The 19,145-nt window shown below is 45.0% G+C and carries 20 protein-coding genes and 1 pseudogene; 8 read left to right on the forward strand and 13 right to left on the reverse strand.

Annotated features, from left to right (window positions below; translation table 11 throughout):
- Window positions 1-29: 29 nt before the first annotated feature.
- The 8 genes from NBH01_RS20105 to NBH01_RS20140 all read right to left on the reverse strand — a co-directional run bounded on the left by NBH01_RS20105 (window position 30) and on the right by NBH01_RS20140 (window position 7,437).
- Window positions 30-1,241 (reverse strand): site-specific integrase, encoded by a 1,212-nt coding sequence (locus NBH01_RS20105; protein WP_118049848.1) that lies wholly within the window; start codon window positions 1,239-1,241, stop codon window positions 30-32.
- Between the two features lie 5 nt (window positions 1,242-1,246).
- The gene (locus NBH01_RS20110; RefSeq protein ID WP_250700237.1) at window positions 1,247-2,035 is read right to left on the reverse strand and encodes a hypothetical protein; all 789 of its coding nucleotides are present in this window, start codon (window positions 2,033-2,035) and stop codon (window positions 1,247-1,249) included.
- On the reverse strand, window positions 2,032-3,099 hold the full coding sequence (locus NBH01_RS20115) for a relaxase/mobilization nuclease domain-containing protein (protein WP_118049850.1): 1,068 nt from the start codon (window positions 3,097-3,099) through the stop codon (window positions 2,032-2,034). Before NBH01_RS20115 ends, NBH01_RS20110 begins: the two co-directional genes overlap by 4 nt.
- The gene (locus tag NBH01_RS20120) at window positions 3,096-3,446 is read right to left on the reverse strand and encodes a plasmid mobilization protein (RefSeq protein ID WP_117699559.1); all 351 of its coding nucleotides are present in this window, start codon (window positions 3,444-3,446) and stop codon (window positions 3,096-3,098) included. Before NBH01_RS20120 ends, NBH01_RS20115 begins: the two co-directional genes overlap by 4 nt.
- A 194-nt stretch (window positions 3,447-3,640) precedes the next feature.
- A complete protein-coding gene (locus tag NBH01_RS20125) occupies window positions 3,641-4,345 on the reverse strand; it encodes a hypothetical protein (RefSeq protein WP_118049851.1) in 705 nt (234 codons plus the stop codon).
- Between the two features lie 35 nt (window positions 4,346-4,380).
- Window positions 4,381-4,626 carry a helix-turn-helix domain-containing protein gene (locus tag NBH01_RS20130; protein WP_223382234.1) on the reverse strand — a complete coding sequence of 82 codons (246 nt, stop codon included), beginning with the start codon at window positions 4,624-4,626 and terminating at the stop codon, window positions 4,381-4,383.
- 239 nt (window positions 4,627-4,865) lie between these two features.
- Complete coding sequence (locus NBH01_RS20135; RefSeq protein WP_118049852.1) at window positions 4,866-6,056, reverse strand: hypothetical protein; 1,191 nt, start codon at window positions 6,054-6,056, stop codon at window positions 4,866-4,868.
- 10 nt (window positions 6,057-6,066) lie between these two features.
- Window positions 6,067-7,437: a site-specific integrase gene (locus NBH01_RS20140; protein WP_118049853.1), complete on the reverse strand. Its 1,371-nt coding sequence runs from the start codon at window positions 7,435-7,437 to the stop codon at window positions 6,067-6,069.
- Between the two features lie 227 nt (window positions 7,438-7,664).
- Between NBH01_RS20140 and NBH01_RS20145 the strand changes: the two genes are divergently transcribed.
- From NBH01_RS20145 to mobV, 5 genes are all read left to right on the forward strand, one after another.
- A complete protein-coding gene (locus NBH01_RS20145) occupies window positions 7,665-7,817 on the forward strand; it encodes a hypothetical protein (RefSeq protein WP_250700239.1) in 153 nt (50 codons plus the stop codon).
- Window positions 7,818-8,223: 406 nt separating this feature from the next.
- Window positions 8,224-8,562, forward strand: coding sequence for a helix-turn-helix domain-containing protein (locus NBH01_RS20150; RefSeq protein ID WP_005679991.1), 339 nt, complete (start codon window positions 8,224-8,226; stop codon window positions 8,560-8,562).
- 2 nt (window positions 8,563-8,564) lie between these two features.
- Window positions 8,565-8,873: a hypothetical protein gene (locus NBH01_RS20155; RefSeq protein ID WP_250700240.1), complete on the forward strand. Its 309-nt coding sequence runs from the start codon at window positions 8,565-8,567 to the stop codon at window positions 8,871-8,873.
- 44 nt (window positions 8,874-8,917) lie between these two features.
- Window positions 8,918-9,526, forward strand: coding sequence for a helix-turn-helix domain-containing protein (locus NBH01_RS20160; protein WP_250700241.1), 609 nt, complete (start codon window positions 8,918-8,920; stop codon window positions 9,524-9,526).
- A gap of 274 nt (window positions 9,527-9,800) precedes the next feature.
- Window positions 9,801-11,237, forward strand: a complete 1,437-nt coding sequence (mobV, locus tag NBH01_RS20165) for a MobV family relaxase (protein WP_250700242.1) — start codon at window positions 9,801-9,803, stop codon at window positions 11,235-11,237.
- Here mobV and NBH01_RS20170 read toward each other — a convergent pair.
- Complete coding sequence (locus NBH01_RS20170) at window positions 11,227-12,174, reverse strand: hypothetical protein (RefSeq protein ID WP_250700243.1); 948 nt, start codon at window positions 12,172-12,174, stop codon at window positions 11,227-11,229. The genes mobV and NBH01_RS20170 overlap by 11 nt on opposite strands.
- 240 nt (window positions 12,175-12,414) lie before the next feature.
- On the opposite strand from NBH01_RS20170, the pseudogene NBH01_RS26820 reads away from it, so the two are divergent.
- The 3 genes and pseudogenes from NBH01_RS26820 to NBH01_RS20185 all read left to right on the forward strand — a co-directional run.
- Window positions 12,415-12,828 (forward strand): annotated as a pseudogene (locus NBH01_RS26820) (restriction endonuclease subunit S); the annotation flags it as partial.
- A gap of 258 nt (window positions 12,829-13,086) precedes the next feature.
- Entirely contained in the window at window positions 13,087-14,079 is a 993-nt protein-coding gene (xerA, locus tag NBH01_RS26825; RefSeq protein ID WP_502801504.1) for a site-specific tyrosine recombinase/integron integrase, read from the forward strand.
- Window positions 14,080-14,143: 64 nt separating this feature from the next.
- Window positions 14,144-14,752 carry a restriction endonuclease subunit S gene (locus tag NBH01_RS20185; RefSeq protein ID WP_250700244.1) on the forward strand — a complete coding sequence of 203 codons (609 nt, stop codon included), beginning with the start codon at window positions 14,144-14,146 and terminating at the stop codon, window positions 14,750-14,752.
- On the opposite strand, the gene NBH01_RS20190 is transcribed toward NBH01_RS20185, so the two are convergent.
- Genes NBH01_RS20190 through NBH01_RS20205 form a run of 4 tightly spaced genes read right to left on the reverse strand, consistent with a single transcriptional unit; the run spans window position 14,676 to window position 19,139 of the window.
- On the reverse strand, window positions 14,676-15,989 hold the full coding sequence (locus NBH01_RS20190; protein ID WP_250700245.1) for a restriction endonuclease subunit S: 1,314 nt from the start codon (window positions 15,987-15,989) through the stop codon (window positions 14,676-14,678). The genes NBH01_RS20185 and NBH01_RS20190 overlap by 77 nt on opposite strands.
- A gap of 22 nt (window positions 15,990-16,011) precedes the next feature.
- Complete coding sequence (locus NBH01_RS20195; protein WP_215681271.1) at window positions 16,012-16,479, reverse strand: hypothetical protein; 468 nt, start codon at window positions 16,477-16,479, stop codon at window positions 16,012-16,014.
- Between the two features lie 4 nt (window positions 16,480-16,483).
- On the reverse strand, window positions 16,484-17,476 hold the full coding sequence (locus tag NBH01_RS20200; RefSeq protein WP_250700246.1) for a virulence RhuM family protein: 993 nt from the start codon (window positions 17,474-17,476) through the stop codon (window positions 16,484-16,486).
- Window positions 17,469-19,139 (reverse strand): HsdM family class I SAM-dependent methyltransferase, encoded by a 1,671-nt coding sequence (locus NBH01_RS20205; RefSeq protein ID WP_250700247.1) that lies wholly within the window; start codon window positions 19,137-19,139, stop codon window positions 17,469-17,471. The genes NBH01_RS20200 and NBH01_RS20205 overlap by 8 nt, the downstream gene beginning before the upstream one ends.
- Window positions 19,140-19,145: the final 6 nt, after the last annotated feature.

Consider the following 19,145-nt stretch of genomic DNA (forward strand, 5'->3'; position numbering starts at 1 on the left):
GCTCAACACATTTCACCATAAATATCCGGTCAAAAATCTTTCAGGATAAGGCTGTTCGCCTTGTCCACCACGCTTGTGTCAAGCGATGCGAGATAGATGCGCGTGGTCTCTTCCGAATCATGTCCCATGCCCTCGCTGATGACGGAAAGAGGGATGTTCTTGCTCTTGGCAACGCTCGCCCAACAATGCCGGGCAACGTGCATGGTCAGCGGTATGTTCAATCCTGCCAGACCAGCAACTTCCTTCAACGCCACATTGATGCGGCAGATGGCGTTACGGTATTGTGTCCGTTCATCGGAACAGGGGTTTGTAATTATCGGCAAAAGGTAACGGGTAGCCGTGTTCTCGCCGTACTTGGCGATGATGTCTTCCATGCACCTCTCCCATTTGACGGTGAGCTGCTGTCCGGTCTTTCTTCTCCGGTACGTGATTATTCCGTTCTTCAAGTCCGATTTTTTCAGATAGGCCATATCAATGAATGACATTCCACGGGTATAAAAAGAGAAGAGGAACATATCCCTTGCATAATCCAGATGCGGTTTCAGAGTCAAATCAAGTTCCTTAATGTGCTTGATAGACTTCAATGGGATGGCGCGTTTTACCGTCTTCCCGATGCCAGTGTAAACGTGCTTGAAAGGATGCTTCTGTTCCGTCAGTTCCTTTTCCACTGCACGGTTGTAAACGGCACGGAGTATGCGCATATAAAAGGAAACCGTGTTGGGGCAGATGCCCTTGCCTTTGAGCCAGGCCTCGTAAAGCATCATGGTGTTGCCGTCCATCTCGTACAAGAGTATGTCCTGCCCCTCACGGAACTTCATAAAACTGGCCAATGCCGCCGTATAGGTTTCTGATGTGCGGACTTTGCCAAGCTGCTTCAACTGTCCTATGATGCCCTGCATGAAACGAAACAGCGATTGTTCGCCCGTTTGCCCGTTGAACTTCTCGACGATGCTGTCAGCGGAATAAATTCCTCCCTGCCTGTCGCATTGGACGACTATGGCTTTCAACCGTCTGGTGTCCCAGTCAATATGTTCCGCCACTTCACGGAGATACCGTTTCCTGTTTTCGCCGATTTCGGACAGGATTTTCACAGAGGAAGTTCTCTTGTCCCATTCCGTGTCAAATATGCGGTAGTCCGTCTTAACTTGGCGGACTATGCGCCCGTGGATTACCTGATAATATATGCTGCCCTCCCTGCCGCTTGCGGTGGAAGGACGAAATTTCACTTTTATGGATGCCATTCACTTTATTTTTGTCGTTTGGATTGATTATCTTCTTCTCTCACTGTCTTGACCTGCCTGTTGAATATGGCCAGCGTGGAATCCGCACCGACAACATCCACCAGTTTTTCGTATGCTCCGACGGTCACGGCCAGTTCCGGGTGCAACTCGTTAAGCATGATTGTAGTCACATGGTGTTTGTCTGCAACCGTTCTCAACCGCCTGTTTTCTTCCCGGTACTCATGCCATTGTACCCAACTGGCGGCAAACAGGGCAAAGAATACGAGCATACAACCGATACCAGCCCATGCGTAAGGGTTCTTTTGCCAGCCATCGGGAACTTTGCTCCATAACAGCCTTATTGCGTTTATTGCCTTGTCCGGGCGGATTATCTGCCATAGTTCCGATATGGCACTTTGCTTTTGGCGTGACTTTTCCGAAGCCAGTTTGTCATTCTCAATGTGGCTTGTCAGCCTTTCCAATATCTTGTTGAGCTGTTCCTTGATGGTGAGAACACCATGTTTGCGCATATCCTTCTCGTTGGCTTCGGTGTATAACCGCAGACTTGCTACCGCTTCATCACCTATTGATTGCTTGTATTCCTCGATGGCTTCCTTGCTTCCGAAAATGGCATTGACATTTTCCGGTGCATTGCCATTGAAGAACCGTATAACAGGCTCCAGCTTCGCTTCCAGCCTTTTCAATGCCTCGTTCTTGTCCGGGCTATCCTTTGCGTCCAGTTTTTTCTTGATTTCCTCGATGTCCACTGCCAATGCCCCGATAAGGTCGGTTAAGTTCTGCTTGTTGTCCTTCATCTTCTCATCTTTCTTGGTTTATGCCTGTTCTTGTTGTTGTCATTCTCGCTCCAGCCGCTTTCGTTTCCTCCACCTCCGCCGCCGGATGATACCTTTGCTTGGTGCGGCTGTACGCACAGCTCCATGAGTGCTCCGATGGTCACTTGAACGATGTTTGAGCATGATTCAGCAAGACTACAACCGTTGCTGTCCGTTTCCGCTCCGGCTGATGGAGGTTGTTCTATAAAAGTACCTGCCGCATGGCTGTCCTTTGCCATACCTTGCATGGTTGGTGATGTCCGTCCGTCAAATCCGTTGTCCGGCACTCGGGGCTGCCATTCCATGCCCTCGGCAATATGGCTTCCGAACAGCTTGTCTAACTTATAAAAGCTCATGCTCCGGTCTATCCGTGAGCCGCTGAATGAGATTTCATTCTTCGTGAACGACACACCGATTATTTTACCTTCGTTCCTATTGTATTTGAAATTCACCCCGATGCCCTGTTTTGCCAGCCTGTCGCACAAATCCGACCAGCAGCTACAAAAGGGCAGAGCCGCCTTGATAGCGTCATAGATTTGGTATTTCACCTTGTCCTTACCACACAGGCGGTCACGCTTCACGTTCATCTTACCCTTGGAGAAGTGTAGCCCGTATTCCCTCGTGAGAGCCTTGCATATCTTCACGTTGCGCACATTATCGTTGCTGTCGCTGATGGTGTTCCCGTCATTGTCCACCCTGTTGGCCACGATGTGCAGATGCTGGTGTTCCCTGTCGGTATGGCGGCACACGATGTACTGGGTGTTCGTTATGCCCATGCGCCGCATATACTCACGGGCGATTTCGACCATCAGGGCATCCGTCAGCTTGGGTGCGTCCTCGTGTGCGAAGTCCAGCGAGATATGGTACACCGGATTTTTCAGCTTGCGTCCCGGCTTGTCATCCGCCTGCCCCTGCATACTTCTTGCGATGGTGGCGTTGTCATCAAGCCTCACGTCCTTGCTGTCGATGATCCTTGCCTTTTTCGGGTTGTTCACGTAGTTCACCACTCTGGCGAAGCTCGCCCGTTTTTTCAAATCGCCCATCATATCTTCCCGATGATTTTGTTGAACTCGTCCAGCAAGTCCATGATTTTGCCTTTCAAAAGAGAAAAGCCCTGTTGGTGCGCCATCTTCGTCAGTTGGTTCAGGTTGTTGCACCCTCCCTCCAGCATCCTTATCTGCTGCCTGTCCTCCTGTGTCCGTGCCGCCACGACTTTGCCGTGCAGTAACAGTTCGCGCAGGAAGTGCGACGGTTTCTTGCCTGCATCTGTAATCCGTTTCATAACCGCTTTCCATTCGGCAAGCGTGAGCCGTGTGGATATGGTCTTTGTCCGCGCCTTGCCTTTCACCGCCTTGGGGCGGCCTCCCTTGTTCCTGTTCTCCTGATATGTCATATCCGTTTTCTTTTATCCGTTAAACCGTTCTGTTTTTTAGGGCTGTAATCCGGGCTTGCCGTTTCCCGTGTGGCCGGGTCGCCATTGGTGGCGTAGTTTTCGTGGACGAAAACATTAACTTGCCAACCCTAAAAAATATCCCTTCTAAAACGCTGTCGCTTGCCATTCCTGCCGCTTCATTCCTGTGGCTGTTCCTATTCCCGTGAACCGGATAAGGTACTGTCTTCCTCTAAAAATGGTGTGTTGTCGGCGGCATCCACGACTGCATTTTCTGCGGTGCTTTCCACTTCGCTTTCGGTTGTTGCAGCCGTTTCGGTTTCCGCTGTTCCTGTACCTTCTATAATAGGATTGGAACCGATCGGATTCATGGACGGCAAGCTATCCGTTCCCTCTGACGTTTCTTCTGTCGGTTTTTCTTTCTTCTTCCTTGCCGAACTGCGACGCAAGGTCTCTAATTGTTGCCCGTTGAAAAGGAAAATCCGTGCCCCTTCGTATGCCTTGACTGTCTGGCGATATGTCGGATTCTCGATGAGCCGCCCTGCTATCATCCACGACTTCACGCACACCATGTCTATGATGGAAGTCACGGGATTGGAATCAACACGGATTAGCCCGCGTTCCGAGAAATCCTCCAACAGGCGGGACACCGCCTTGCGCCCGATGCCCCATTCCTTGGCCAGTACCAGCATGGAGCCGTCCACCTGTCCGGGATGGACGGCATAGCCCAATCCCCGTTTGGTGTTCATCACTTCCGAAACCGCCATTTTCGACAAGAGGGAAAGAAGATAGGTAAGGTTGCATATCCCGTCCGTGCTCCCGTGCAGGAAGTACCACGCCTCCACGGACATTGCCATCTCCAATTTGTAGCACGGCAAAACAAGCTGTTTCAAATTCTTCATAAGCCTTGACATTTTTTTGTTGTGCGTCTTACAAATTATCCCTTGGCGTTCTTGTCGGCCTTCCTGTTGGTGGCTTTCAGGCTCTTGATGCGGTCTATCTGTTCCTTGGGAAACAGGACACGCCGTCCTATCCGCTGTCCTTTGATGTGTCCCAGCTTCTCATGCCGCCAGATGGTCGCTATGCTTACGCCCCATTTCTCCGCCAGTTGCCGGATGGTGTAATACTCCGATGTGTCCTGTGGCGCCTGTTCCTGCCGGTATTCCTCAAACGCGCACCTCACGCTTGCGCCGATAAGCTGTTGAAGCTCGTCGCGCGATACCAGTACCATTTCTGTCTTATCTGTCATAATTCACTGATTTTAAGTTTATGGCGGCAAAGGTAGGGCAATAATAAAACCTGTGAATTTGTGGTATTCTGTGAAATGGCACCGCATGAAAAAAGCCGTCAAACAACTGGTGCTTAACGGCTTGTGGAAGTCTGTGGGTTGTGGTGAATTGTAGCCACCTGTGGGTTATGTCACTATTTTATCATGGGAAGCAGCTCTTTGAGCTTCGTTATAAAGGTTTTCTCCACGTTGTACTTGGCGAGGCTTTCGGGTGTCAGCCCCATGGAACGGGCTGCGGATACCCTGTAACCTTTCCAGTCCTTGAAGTAGGCCTTGGACAGCAGGATTGCGACACAGCGCATCTTGCCCTTTACGCAACTGCCGTATATCGTGGAATAGTCGGCACGCATGACGGCACGGAGGAAGTCCCGGTCGGAAACGGCATTGCCGTCCAATAGCGGTTTGCCCTTGTCGGGGCCGCTCTGTACGGTGAAAGTGGTAAGGAAACGGTACAGCCTTAAAACAGGAACCTGTGCGGTCGTACTGAACGCGCCGCCTTGCATTGTATCTGTGGCGATAAAACCGGATGACGCTTCTTCCGTACAAGAGGGTATTGTTTTGGATGTTGCCGACTTGGACTCGTTCTCATGCAGCACGTTTCTTTTGACATATCCCATCGTCATGGCGATATGGAACATCTTTATTCCGGCGGACTGCGCTTTCACATCGTCATTTTGGGGCAGCATGGAAAGGTGGACGGCTTCTGCAAAATATTCCGTGCAGAGTTGCGCCAAATCCTTGTCGTTGGCATTGACAATATACTCCTTGACGGCTTGGATTTTAGCCTTGTCCACTTTGGCAAGCATGGCATACATTTCTTTCCCTCTGTTCCCGTCTGAATCCTTTGCACACTTCCGTATGGCGGCACGGATGGTGTCAATGCAGTCGGTGGCTTCGGTGCGTATCATTGGTTTGGGAGAAATATCAGAACCTTCCGGCGATACTTTCTCCTGTTCTTTTTCGGGAAAGAAGTATTGCCTTATGACTTCCATGCTCAGGTAAGCCACACCTGTACGGAAAGCCGCCTTGTTCAAGTCCGCATATTTGGAGCAGATGCCGTGAAGCCTTTTCGTGTCATCGTGCAGCCCGACGAATTTCCGTGCCAGTTCCTTGTCCTCGTGTTCGGTGACATATTCCCTGATGCCGGCCAAAAGAAAAGGCAGGGGTTTCAGGCTGTATCGGATGTTCCGGCAAATATCCTTACAATCCGTTTTGCCACTGCCGGAAGACTTGCCGGCAAGCGATTCCGCAAGTTTCAGGGTATCACTGATTACGTTGGACAGTTTGAAAAGGTCGCTAATAATGTCAAACCTTGATTTCTCCATAAGCACCTCCTTATATTTTGATGATACCCTTGAAATCCTTTAACGCTATGACGGCCTTTTCCTCCGCGTCCAGTTTCAGGTAGCGGCGCAGTTGCGCCTCGCTGCTGTGTCCGGTGATGGCTTGGATGGAAGGCAGAGGGACACCAGCCTTGTACGCGTTGGTGGCGAAACTTCTCCGGGCTGTATGTGAAAGGAGCATGTCGCAGAATCTCCTTCCACGTTTGGGGTTGAGACGCTTCTCGTCAAAGCCGCAGTCGTGTGTCCAGCCGAGCAACAGGCCGATGGTCTTCACCAGCTTGTTCATTTCATTGGGATGAACCGGGGGCAGCTTGCCGTCATACTTGGCAAGTATGGCTCTCACGCGCCTGTCAACGGGGATATAGACTTTCTTTTCCGTCTTCTGCTGGGTGATGAGTATGAACTCCGTGCCGCCTATTTCCGTTATCATGTCCTCGCATATCCTTGAATAGTCGGAAACACGCTGCCCGGTCAGACAGCCCACAATGAAAATGTCCCTTACGTGCTCCAGTGTCTTGATATGGGTGATGCGGCATTTTGAGATTTGCGCTTGCTTCTCATCTTCATCTATATCCAGAGTCTTCCACCTGCTGATGACAGCCTCCTTGGTGGAAAGGTCGAGGTTGAGCATTTCCTGTATCTGTTCCGGCATGAGGTAGATGTTGTCCACCTCCTCCTTTTTCGGCACGAAGTCGGAATGACGGAAATCATCGCATTTGGTCAGCTTGTCCTCGTAGGCCGCCTTTGCCACCGTGCGGACATCGGTCATGTACGAGTTGATGGCGTTGGGCATTAAGCCCCGTTCTTTCCAGTAACCGACAAGGCTATTGCGTGTCTCCATCGTCATGTCATCCAATCCGAGTTTGCGGTGTGTTTCCTTTTGGTAGTTGCGAATCTGTTTTTGGATAATGCGCAGACCTTTTATATAGGCAGGTGATACCTTCACGGTACGGCCTTTCTTGGTGCGCCGTCCGGTCTCCATGTCTTCTATATAAGAGGTGAGGAAATCCTCGAACAGCATCCTGCCCTTGGGCTTGACCTCCACAATCTGCATCATCCCGTTGAGCACATCGTGTTTCACGCTCTCGATGATGTTCTTTGCCTCCTTGGGGTTGAAGTCGTCCGCTTCGAACGCCACCTTTATCCTCGCAAGGACTTGGGCGAACTGCCCGTACTTTATCCCGATGCTCGACATCAGGGCTGACGAGGTGTATTGCAGGCTGCGGTACTTTTCCCATTCAAGCTGCTTGATGGTGAAGCCCGTCACGACCTTCATGTTCGCCTTTCCGGTGCGCACACGGGCATAGATGGAACCGTAGTCCTCTTTTCCTGCCTTGGATGATTTGATGAAGATGAAATCCATACGCGATATATCTTGGTTACTGTGATGCAAAGGTACAAAATATATCCCGAAATATGGTATCAAATAGTACCAATATTTTCTAAAACCGTGAAATTTCGTGAGTATTCAAACCAAATGAAAACATCTACAAATAACTGATATACAAAGATAACCTGTAAAACAGAATTTCACTGAATATATTTAGTGAATAGTGGGCTACCATCTATTGCCAGCAAATCCTACTGGGCATGTTAACAATATTCGGACCTATACAATGGGCGTTCTCGCTGTTGCCCAAATGGGAAGGTGCATGGGCGAAGTGGCTTATAAGGTATCTGACAGTACATTTCTATGGTGCAATGCTCTACTTCGTGGGATTATTTCGCTGTGTAACTCGTTGATTATCAGTGTTGTTATTTTACAAAACACCTCCACGTAACAAACGTGCAACAAAAATTTCCAAATAAAAAAGAGATAATTGCGTATTTGCAACTATAAAATTACAGTCCAAGCACCATTTCTGCATTTTATGGTTGTTTTGAGGGTTTGACAACCAAGTTCCAAAAACAGCGTTTCTCTTGTATTCTTACTATCGTTTCTAAGTTTGATTTTGTCTTCACTTTATTTCATCCAAGTATGATTTAGAGTATGAAACAACTTCATTATTATAATATAACTTAAGATTTCGTCATTGACCAAGCATTTCTAACAGAATGAGAAATATCTTACATACCTTTGCACCACTTTCAACTTGCAATCACAAACAATGGTCATGATGAAATAGTCAAATTAAAACATCAACAGATTATGGAATCACGAACCAATCAAAGCGTTACTCCAGATGTTCAAGCACTCATGCTGGAGAACCTAAAACTCGCCAAGCGAGTGGAAGTGCTTGAAAATACCCTGTCAGCAGGTAAGGAAGTGCTGACTTTGGAAGAAGCTGCCCGATTTATGGGAGTGACAAAAAGTTCGCTCTACAAGATGACCCATGAGCAGACCATTCCTTATTACAAGCCGAATGGCAAGATGGTGTATTTCGAGAAAGCGGAACTCTTGACATGGATTCGCAGAAATGCGATTGCGTCAAAGGCGCAGGTTTCAGAAGAAGCCAACCGTATCTTGAAAAATCTAAGTGTCAAGTAGCCATGAGGACAACAGAATTTGAAGCCAAGAAGGAACAAGCAGTCAAACTGTCTGTCCTCTGGGCTAAGACAGGACTTCGTGAATTATCCATGAGGGATGCCGTCAATGATTACATTGAAGCAACTGGTGCAAACCATGCCATAGACAATGACGAACAAGCCATTTTGTATGGAAGACGAGCCGTTGTGTTGCGAGTGAGCATTGAGGCAATAAGCAGTCTTAACAAAGATGAACTTCAACGCTTGGATAGAAAACTCATGGAGATTGTCAGTGAGGATATGCCACGGCAACAGCATGGTCTTCACCGATGATTTGTTGTCCTTTCAGTCATTCACCATTTATAAACCATTCGGACATGGAAAGAAAAGAGATAGACAAAACTCGCCCTGTCACTTACTATTTGTCATTGACGGACGAACAACTGAATTTTCTCAGTAGCAACGAGGGAGGCATCAACAGAATACAATGTTTCCGCAGACTGCTTCATCACACGGCAACTGCCGATACCACCTATACCAAGCGTGGTATATCCAAACCACTAATGCAAGGACAAACTTGTGTATCTGCCCTTGAACTTTCAAAGGAATGGAACTGCAACCGAAAGACGGTTATTCGCTTCTTGAAACAGTTGGAACAGTTGGGTATCGTAACAATAAAAACTGATTGCCTTACCACCATTATGGATATGAGGTGCATAGCAGCGTGGAAGCATGAGGGTGAAACGGTTTATACAGCCAATGCCCTTTATAAGCGAGACAACAGCAAAGCGAAGTCGGAACAGAACCCGAACAAGTCTGTTTCAGATCCGACTTCTTCAACTTTGCCTTTGCCTTCTTCCGATTCATCAGAAATCACGCCTTCGGAAATGGAGCAAATCCATTCCTTGGAAGAAATCCCTGATGATGTGAGAGAGCAGTTGTTAGCGGAAGATATGGAGCAATTCCGCGAGCAACGTGAAATGTAACCTACCGTTCTTTCATTTTTACTCTTGGCATTTGCCTTTATGCTGTCAGTTTGCCAGTAAGAACGCAATGCCAAGACTTCATCAAAACCGTTTTAGAGCAGTGATGGTACACAACAGAAGAGGCTTGCCTATATGTACGCATAATGTAGATGGGGAACATAATCCTCGGTATGGTTATCACCAACCGAATTATGCTCCATCGGGCAAGCCCTTAGGAGGACACCAGAGCAAGCTCATTTTATAAATTTCATTACCCCATCTTAGAAATAACATTATGCCAGAATACCAAGTGTTTCACCAACAAGCCGTCAAGTCGTTTTCGGCAGGTGAAGATAACGAACATCAGAGGCGTTGGACGGAATCCCAATGGGAAGCCAAAGCCTCCAACAAGAAGTTTAACTACGACAAGAGCCGTGCGCATCTCAACTTTGAGATAGTCAAGGGCGGTAAGATTGTACCTCTCGGCTCTTCTAAGCCCATTTTGGAGCGGTTTCAAGACCGTTTGGAAGCCACTGGTGCGGAAGACCCTAACAAAGGGCTTGAAACGCCCAAATACCGCATTGCCTGCAACATGATATTTTCGGGCGATGCCGACAGAATGCGAGAAATGGCTTTCGGAAACCAGAATGTGGAGCGAGCGAAAGGCGCAGACAACAGTCATGTCAAGCGCAAAGCGGAGATAGAATTGTGGGCAAAGGACATCTACAAGGCTGTTGCCGATGCATGGGGCGAAGACAACATCATTGACTTTTCCGTTCATCTTGACGAGTCTTCACCACATATCCATTGCCTTGTCACGCCCATTATGTACGATGAGAAGAAACAGAAGATGCGTATCAAATACAGAGATACTTTTGGTGGTGACGCAAACAAACTGGATGCTATCCACGACTACTTGGCAGAGGTCAACAAAAAGTGGGGCTTGGTACGTGGCGAATCCGTTTCGGCTACCAATGCCCAGCATGTCCCTCGTGACGAATGGTATAGACAACTCCAAGCCGAAAGCCGTGAGTTGGAAATCGCAAATGGCAAACTGGAACTTGACATTCGCAGAAAGGAGAATGCCGTTAAAGGTCTGAAAACGATGATAGAAAACCTCACTCACCAGAAATCCGAGGTGGAGAACAAAATCCATGAGGTTGAGAAACAGTTGGAACAACAGAATGGCGAACATTCCGAGTTGTCAAAGGAACTGGAACGGCTCAAAAGTCAGTTGTCCACCTTGGAGTTCAAGCTGACGGACAAACGAGAAAAACTGAGTGCAGCCGATGAAGCCCTTGCCGAGTTCAGAGCCATGACAAGGGCGCAGAAGTCTGAGGCTGAAACTTTGCGTGTCGTGCAGGAGCAAACTTCACGGACATTACAAACATACGCCCAAGCCTCTATCCTTGCAGGCAGTTTCCAAGAACTGCTGACGATGAGCAGTAGAATTTGCGCCAATGTACCCGAAGCCAAGAAAATGGCAGAGAACACCATCATTGAAGATATGTGCGATATGCGTTTCAAAGATGTGCTTGGCACAGCTGTCAAGATGTTCATTGAGGGCGTCAATGGGGCAACAAGCATCACGCAGTCGGGAGGTGGCGGTGGCTCCAATTCGGAATTGCCTTGGAGGGATAAGGACGAGGATATTTTCAACTTTGCCAGACGTTGCATGAGATTCGCCCACAGCAAACACTATCCCAAGAAGAGTTCGGGCATTAAGCGGTAGTGTCAGCGAGTATTCGCTTCCAGACATCAATATCAGGGAAAGGCATGTATATTTCAAAAAGACCATCGAAATATGCCACTGTCTTTCCTTGATTTATTTTCGCCTCTGCATAGGCTCTGCTTTTGTACTTGTCGGCAAGGCGTAATAATTCCTGTTTCTGTTTCTTTTGCTGATTTTCGAAGAAACTTATTGCAAGAACAAGTAACTCCTTTACCCCATTTGTAAGTCCAGCCTTGTCATAGATATAAAGCAGACGGTTGTAAGGCTCTGGCTTCCAATAGCCATTGGCAATCAGCTCTTCATAGATATTGGTTGCGGTGATGTAATCCTTGCTTTTCTCAGCAACCTTTGCCTTGCGTAGTTCATTCTCTATATGGCTGATTATATCTTCTATCTGACGGCACGCTGGAGCGTCTTCTGAAAACAAAGTATCGTTTCCACTTGTGTAGAAATCAAATTCGGGCAGTTGAGCAATCAAACTTTTGTATCGGTTTGCCAATGTGTCTTTGGTGATAATGTTTCTGTGGAGATTGGCTTGTTTGGGTAGTTTGTCTTCTCGTTGCCTTATTACTTCCCTAAATTCGACAACAAGCGCATCTTGGCTGAATTTTGCAGGGACAAGCAACAGAACACGCTTGGCATCGCTCCATTGTTCTTTGCTTGTATAATGGCGAAGTAGCCAATTATAGGGTTCAAGGTTCAATGAATATCCTTTTTGAACCGCACTCTCGTATTGGCATTTAGTCTGTTCTGTGTCATTTGCTTTCAGATATGTTCTTGCCTTTATAACCTCTGTAACACCAGGCATTACCAAAGGTTGCTTGGTGGACTGTTGAGGTACATTTATAGAAGAAGGCAAGGAAACGTTCTCTTGCGTGTTTGTCTCCTTGCCTTTGTCGTTGCTGAATATGTCTTTTATCTTCTTGAATAGTCCCATGCGAATTTTCTTTTGAGTGCAAAGGTAATGCAAAGCACTGATAATCAAGACTGATTGTTTTATAAAGTGAATTGCCGTTTGTAAAGTTTAAGAACAAGACAGATATATCAAAAGATATAGAAGTACTTGCCGATAAATGATAATTTAGAGGCAATGGCAAAACAGCTCTACGACTATTGGTTTGTGCAGTTTGACTTCCCGAATGAGGAGGGCAAGCCATACAAGTCAAGTGGCGGAGCTATGGTGTGGAATGAGAAGTTGAAGCGTGAGATACCACAAGGATGGCATTGTGGTACGTTGTTGGATATTGCAGAATACACAAACGGCTTGGCGTGTCAGAAATACCGCCCAACAGATAATAACAAATTACCTGTTATAAAAATTAAAGAAATGCACGACGGTTTATCTGCTGACACGGAATGGGTTAAGGCTGATATTCCCGATGATGTAAAGGTTTTTGATGGTGATGTTTTGTTCTCATGGTCTGCTTCTTTGGAAGTAATGCTGTGGGCTTATGGCAATGGCGGATTGAACCAACATATATTCAAGGTTACATCAAAGAATGGTTATCCACGCTCTTTCTATTTCTACCAGCTAATACATTATGTTGGTGTATTCAAGCAAATGGCAGAGGCAAGAAAGACAACAATGGGACATATAACGCAAGATCATTTAAGGCAAAGCACTATCGCCCTTCCACCAAATGTAGAGATAGCTAACAAGTTAGAAGAAAAGCTTTGCCCAATTTTTGACGAAATAGTCAAAAATAACCAAGAAATTATGACTTTAACTAAGCAACGCGACGAACTCTTGCCCCTCTTAATGAATGGTCAAGCCACGGTAAATTATCATTTATCGGCATCGTTTCTTTCTTCCCTTATATTATATAGAGACCAATACAAGTTTTATGACATGAAAGAAACAATTATACAAACCGTTTTAGACGGCATGCGAGCGGTTTTGACTGAAAATCAGTTGGATTTGCTGACAGATGTGACCCGAAAGGCACTGTCAGAGTGTGAAATTACGCCAAAGGCAACAGAGGAAGAACAGCGCAACAAGGAAAACGTTGAACTTCTTGGGGCTTTTATATCCTCAAAGAAAGTGGAGGGCTGTTCAGACAAGACAATCCACTATTATAAGTCTTCCATTGAGAAGCTGATAGCGACTGTGAAGAAGAATGTGTGCGACATTTCCACTAATGACATCCGCTGCTATCTCGCTGAGCAACAGGAACAACGAGGACTTAGCAAGGTTACGATTGACAACTTGCGCCGTATCTACTCCAGTTTCTTCTCTTGGCTTGAAGATGAAGACTACATCACCAAAAGCCCTGTCCGCAGAATCCATAAGGTGCGCACGGATGCTTTGGTGAAAGAGGTGCTGACAGACGAGAATATAGAAGTATTGCGTGACAGTTGCCAAGAATTGCGTGACATTGCTATGATAGATTTGCTGCTTAGTACAGGAATGCGTGTAGGGGAGTTGGTGAAAATCAATCGTGAAGACATTGACTTCCAAGAACGCCAGTGTGTAGTGTTCGGCAAGGGCAACAAAGAGCGTGAGGTTTATTTTAACGCAAGGACTAAAATCCACCTCAAAAAGTATTTGGAGCAACGCACAGACACTAATCCTGCATTGTTTGTAAGTCTGCATGAACCACATACACGCCTAACCATTAGTGGCGTGGAAGTGCGTTTGCGCCAACTTGGAAAGAAAGTAAACCTCAACAAGGTTCACCCTCATAAATTCCGTAGAACATTGGCAACAATGGCTATTGACAAGGGAATGCCAATAGAACAAGTGCAAAAAATGTTAGGGCATGTGAAAATAGACACTACGCTGCATTATGCTATGGTAAATCAGACAAATGTCAAGATAGCACACCGCAAATTCCTTAATTAAGGTTTACAAATTAGTTATTCTGCTTGATTTTGAGTACCTTTGCATCACAAAATGTAAGAAGTATATGAAATTAGCAGATATTATTGACTCATTTATATCAGGAGATTGGGGCGAAGAATCTCCTACGCAAGATACCCCTAATGCAGCATATTGTGTTAGGGGCGCAGACATTGTGCCTATAACCAACCACAATTTTACAGACATACCTCAACGATATGTTTGTGACCGCACAAAAGAAACAAAACTTTTGGAAGCAGGTGATTTGGTGATTGAAAAATCGGGAGGTAGTCCTACGCAATCTACAGGACGCATTGTATATGTGTCGGAAGATTTGATAAAAGCCAAAGGTAATGTTGTCTGTTCTAACTTTTGTACAGCATTTCGTGTAAAGGCTGGTTGGAATCCTTTGTATGTGTACTATTTTTGGCAAAATGTATATAATCATGGTGCATTTTTCAATTTCGAGGGGAAGACTTCTGGCATCAAGAACTTACAGCTTGACAATGCCCTGTCTGCTATTGATATTGAATATCTACCCCTCGAAAAACAAAACCAAATAGTTGTCTCTTTAGCTTCTATTGATGAAAAAATCAAAGTCAATCGTCAGATAAATGATAATTTACCGACGCTTGACCGTTCATTAACAATGGCAAGAGCTCGTCACGCTGCTTAGTGAGAGCATTTATTTCTTCTATATTGTTATCAATTTGCTCGTATATAACCTTTATTCGTTCAAAGAATAAGTCTAATAATGCTGTAGGAACATCTAACCACCTGTTTGCCAAGAAAGTGTCTGTCATAAAATTCTTTATGCCCGAAGTTTTACCCTCATAATTGAACATATTGTTATTGTCATAGAACATGCGCCACATAAAGAAGAAATATGCAGATGCTTTGTAGTTCTTCATTGTAAAAGCATGGCAAAAGTTAGAGCAAGTCAAATTTCCGCCATTGCGTTTCAATACTCCAGGCGTTACAAACGCACTTCTACCAGTAGCTTGGGTGGGACTACCACCAGATACTTCTATAACAATATCCCATACAGATAACAGCTTTGAAGTGTTACTATCTTTTATGTAGCGAGTTGGCAAATCATTAAGTTTTACAATATCTGCTCCACGAATACACCCAACTTTCATGTTTCTTTTTTCTGCAGGTTCGTCAAATCCCCAATCGCCAGTGTTATCACTGCCGATGTAATCGTTCAAAAGGCATGTATTCCAAGAGTAAGGTATGTTCATGTGAAGTTCTTCATTCCAAACCATAGCACCTCCACTCGATTTATACGGTTTTCCCTCCTCATTCGGGAAGTCAAACTGCACAAACCAATAATCGTAGAGTTGCTTTGCCATCGCTTCTAAATTATCATTTATCTGACGATTGATGGCTATTTTGTTATCAATGTCCGTTAAAATGCGTCCAATCCTTTTCTGAACATCAAGAGACGGAATCCACACTGTGCATTCTTTAATCTTGTCGGGAGAGGTGTGACGTATTTTTGTTTGCTGAGCAGCGGCACTAAGCTGCTGTTTAACGCAAGCTGACGAGATTAGGTAGAAAGCAAAGTCTTTATCCAATAGGCTCTCGTTGCAGTCAATTTTTGCAATATCTTGACTTTGGATATATTTTCCACTTTCGGGTATTCTTGCAGTAGAACCAAGCAATCCGATTGCCTGTTCTGTCAAAGGCGTAATAATGTCTCCCTTTTCAAGTAGAAACTCCTCTTTGAAACCACCTGTATAGTAGATGTTATCTTTTGATTGATTCTCTTTGAAGCAATTATTTCGATAGTCAAAATTTCCACAAGTAAGACGTACATAGTTTCCTTGGGTGGCATAAAATTCGCCACCCAAGCTTGCACCTCTTGTAACTTGTACTAAATCTCCAATTTTATATTTCTTCAATTCCATTTATATCCGTACTAAAAATTAGTCAAAAATTACATTCTTCCAACATTGGTAGCAATTCTTCATACCTCTTATTCTCAAAGTCATTGAAACGTTGAGTACATATATACCGTGCATCAAAGACTTCATATTCATTACCAAATTCAGAGTGACAATCACTATACCATAGAATTATCTTATCCTTTCTTGGAAGTTCGTTGATTTCTAACTCTATTGAGTTACCAATGTAATCTTCCAAACACCCATTTGGAAAGAATATTTCGTCATAATCTCTGGATTGATGCAGAACTGATAATTGGTCGAAGAATGTGAATCCTTTTGGCAAATCATCGCAAAGATTTATCTGTTTCGACTCTGTGTTTATGCGCTTAATCACATTCTTACAGACAGTATCTATGATTTCATCAATAAGAGGATAGCAATCATTTTCAATTTGAGAGATAAACTTAACTGCCTTTTCTAACTGCTCTTTTAGATATTCTATTTCAGTCATTGATTTATCCTTTATCCAGCAATCCCCTCACTTCTTTATCGAAGTCAGAGTCAATGCGTTGTGTCTTATTGAAAATGTCATATTCTTCTTCCGCTTTCTTCTTGGCTTGCGCTGCCGATATTTTTCCTTTGTCAGGCAATATCTGGTATTTGCGGAATGTCAAGAACTCATTGACACTTGCCGAGAACTGCGACATGTTGAACGTGTTTTCACGCTCTATGAGGTCTTCGATATAGTCAAAGAAGCCTGTTACAGCACGCTCCAGTTGTCGGATTTCTTTCTCTTGTAGATAGTTCTTGGCTATGCTGACATCTGATTTCAGAACACGTCCATCTGGAGCATTTTTCCAAGTGGTCAATCCCATGTGGTCTTTCGTATGGTCTGCTTTTGAATAGATAATCTCCGCAGCAGTCTGTCCTGTAATGGCATAGTGGAAGCGGTTTTGTATCATAGCATAGAAATCTCTTGTAGTCGGAGAGTTCTTGTCATAGTCGGTGCTGCACTCTGCATATATGTCCGTAATCTGTTGCCAAATGCGACGTTCACTTGTACGGATAGAGCGGATGCGTTCAAGCAATTCACGGAAGTAATCCTTTCCAAATACAGCATTACCTTGCTTCAACCGCTCATCGTCCATTGCAAAGCCCTTTTTGATATACTCATTGAGTATCTTTGTTGCCCATTGACGAAAACGAGTGGCTTTCAGTGAAGACACACGATAGCCTACGGCAATAATGGCATCAAGAGAATAGTATGTCGTTGTGTAGTTTTTGCCGTCAGCGGCAGTTGTTTCCATTTTGGAAATAACTGAATCTGCCATAAGTTCACCCTCTTCAAAGATGTTCTTCAAGTGCTTGCTAATAGCAGGAACACCGACACCAAAGAGTTGAGCCATAGCCTTTTGTGTACACCATAGCGTTTCATCCTTGATGACTACTTGCACCTTACCGTCAGCATCGGGCATATTATAGAGCAGAAATTGTATCTCGTTACTCATTGCTGTTCTCCTTTCCTACATTTTCATTGAAACCGATACAGTCCAACTGCTTCAGAATCTCTTCTTCTAAACGATGACTCTCGCTGAATTGCTGTCTTAGCGTGGTCTTGAAATTATCCATACGACGGTTGAACTCATCTTCCGTAATATCAACATAATCAATCTTGATGTCGAAATACTGACCAGCGGAGAAACTGTAGCCCTTCTCTTTTATCTCATCAAAAGTTGGAGTGACAGAGAAGTCTTCAACCACTTCCTTGTTGCGGAATGTATTGACAATCTGTTGTATTTCCTCTGTGCGCAGTTTTGTCTTTTGGTTGCCATTCTCTTTGATGGTCTCACCAAGTTTGCTTGCATCAATGAGAACAGGCTTATCCACTCCCGATTTGTCAATGAAAACCACACTTACATTTGTACCAGTGTTTGCAAAGATATTGCTTGGCATACTTACCACACCACGTAAAATGGACTTTTCGCCATCGACCAAGTGCTTACGTATCTTGAAAGCGATGCCACTTTTAGCCGTTATGAAACCTGTAGGCACGACAATAGCCGCCTTACCGTCCTCTTTCAGACTGTAAAGTAAGTGTTGGAAGAAGCAAAGGTAAATTTCCATACCTTTCTTGTTTTTGGAAGGAATGTTTGGAATACCAGCAAAGAAACGCCCCTTGTAACTATCGGTCTTCAAATCGCTATGATAGTCGGAGAAGTCCAACTTGAAAGGTGGATTGCTGACAATATAGTCGAACTTACGCAACGAGCCATCCTCATTCTTGTGGAACGGATGCTTTAGCGTGTTACCCTGTATTACATGAGTCAAAGAATGGCTCATACTGTTAAGGATAAGGTTCAACATCATCATGGTTGATGACTTATCGCTGATGTCCTGTGTATAAACTGTGCAGTTTTGCTCACCGATGGCATGAGCCAAGGCGATAACAAGTGTTCCTGTACCTGCCGATGGGTCGTAGCAAGTCACGCTTCTTACATCTTCCGACGGATCAACAAGCAGTTGAGCCATGATAGCTGCAATGGCGTGAGGTGTGTAGTATTCGGCATAGTTGCCACCACCATTGGCATTATAATCCTTTATAAGGTATTCAAATATCGTGGAGAAGAAATCATAGCCAGCTTCAAAGGCATTCTCAAACGAAAAACTTGCCACATCACCAATCAGCGAACGGCAAAAAGCATTCTTCTTGTTCGTTCCACCAGAAACAACATCAGATATAGGCTTCATAATGGAAACTCTGGTCTCGTCCTCATTGAGGATATAGAAGATGTCAGAGTTCTCGCTTGCTATACTCTCCAATGTAGAATCGAACAGCTCGGCAAACTTATCCTCGTTCTGTCGCTTGGCAAGGAACGGAATAAGATGTTCCTTTTTCAAGATGATTGTGTCGAGCATAGAATCGCACATCTCCTCATAATCATCTTCCGACATGGCATCAATAGCTGCAAAGAAATCCTCGGCATTAGCCAGTCCTGGATTTTCTTTTTTAGCCTCATAGATAAACTTGTCATTAAGGAACTTGTAGAGGAAAATCTCCACAATAACCACATATTCGTTACCGCTACCAGCGAGTCCGTTCTCTGTGGTAGTCTTTTTCAAGTCATCAATCAGTGCATAGGTCTGATTTTTTATTTCTTCTATATTCTTCATTCGTTT

This window comes from Bacteroides sp. B1-V-101, from assembly GCF_023656585.1.
GTDB lineage: Bacteria > Bacteroidota > Bacteroidia > Bacteroidales > Bacteroidaceae > Bacteroides > Bacteroides thetaiotaomicron.

Bases quoted from the DNA above. Each gene is read 5' to 3' on its own strand.
- NBH01_RS20195 (WP_215681271.1), bottom strand. From the start codon at position 16,479: ATGACTGAAATAGAATATCTAAAAGAGCAGTTAGAAAAGGCAGTTAAG.
- NBH01_RS20160 (WP_250700241.1), top strand. From the start codon at position 8,918: ATGGAAAGAAAAGAGATAGACAAAACTCGCCCTGTCACTTACTATTTG.
- NBH01_RS20125 (WP_118049851.1), bottom strand. From the start codon at position 4,345: ATGAAGAATTTGAAACAGCTTGTTTTGCCGTGCTACAAATTGGAGATG.
- NBH01_RS20140 (WP_118049853.1), bottom strand. From the start codon at position 7,437: ATGGATTTCATCTTCATCAAATCATCCAAGGCAGGAAAAGAGGACTAC.
- NBH01_RS20115 (WP_118049850.1), bottom strand. From the start codon at position 3,099: ATGATGGGCGATTTGAAAAAACGGGCGAGCTTCGCCAGAGTGGTGAAC.
- NBH01_RS20205 (WP_250700247.1), bottom strand. From the start codon at position 19,139: ATGAAGAATATAGAAGAAATAAAAAATCAGACCTATGCACTGATTGAT.
- NBH01_RS20145 (WP_250700239.1), top strand. From the start codon at position 7,665: ATGTTAACAATATTCGGACCTATACAATGGGCGTTCTCGCTGTTGCCC.
- NBH01_RS20155 (WP_250700240.1), top strand. From the start codon at position 8,565: ATGAGGACAACAGAATTTGAAGCCAAGAAGGAACAAGCAGTCAAACTG.
- NBH01_RS20110 (WP_250700237.1), bottom strand. From the start codon at position 2,035: ATGAAGGACAACAAGCAGAACTTAACCGACCTTATCGGGGCATTGGCA.
- NBH01_RS20170 (WP_250700243.1), bottom strand. From the start codon at position 12,174: ATGGGACTATTCAAGAAGATAAAAGACATATTCAGCAACGACAAAGGC.
- NBH01_RS20190 (WP_250700245.1), bottom strand. From the start codon at position 15,989: ATGGAATTGAAGAAATATAAAATTGGAGATTTAGTACAAGTTACAAGA.
- NBH01_RS20120 (WP_117699559.1), bottom strand. From the start codon at position 3,446: ATGACATATCAGGAGAACAGGAACAAGGGAGGCCGCCCCAAGGCGGTG.
- NBH01_RS20150 (WP_005679991.1), top strand. From the start codon at position 8,224: ATGGAATCACGAACCAATCAAAGCGTTACTCCAGATGTTCAAGCACTC.
- NBH01_RS20185 (WP_250700244.1), top strand. From the start codon at position 14,144: ATGAAATTAGCAGATATTATTGACTCATTTATATCAGGAGATTGGGGC.
- NBH01_RS20135 (WP_118049852.1), bottom strand. From the start codon at position 6,056: ATGGAGAAATCAAGGTTTGACATTATTAGCGACCTTTTCAAACTGTCC.
- NBH01_RS20200 (WP_250700246.1), bottom strand. From the start codon at position 17,476: ATGAGTAACGAGATACAATTTCTGCTCTATAATATGCCCGATGCTGAC.
- xerA (WP_502801504.1), top strand. From the start codon at position 13,087: ATGAAAGAAACAATTATACAAACCGTTTTAGACGGCATGCGAGCGGTT.
- NBH01_RS20105 (WP_118049848.1), bottom strand. From the start codon at position 1,241: ATGGCATCCATAAAAGTGAAATTTCGTCCTTCCACCGCAAGCGGCAGG.
- mobV (WP_250700242.1), top strand. From the start codon at position 9,801: ATGCCAGAATACCAAGTGTTTCACCAACAAGCCGTCAAGTCGTTTTCG.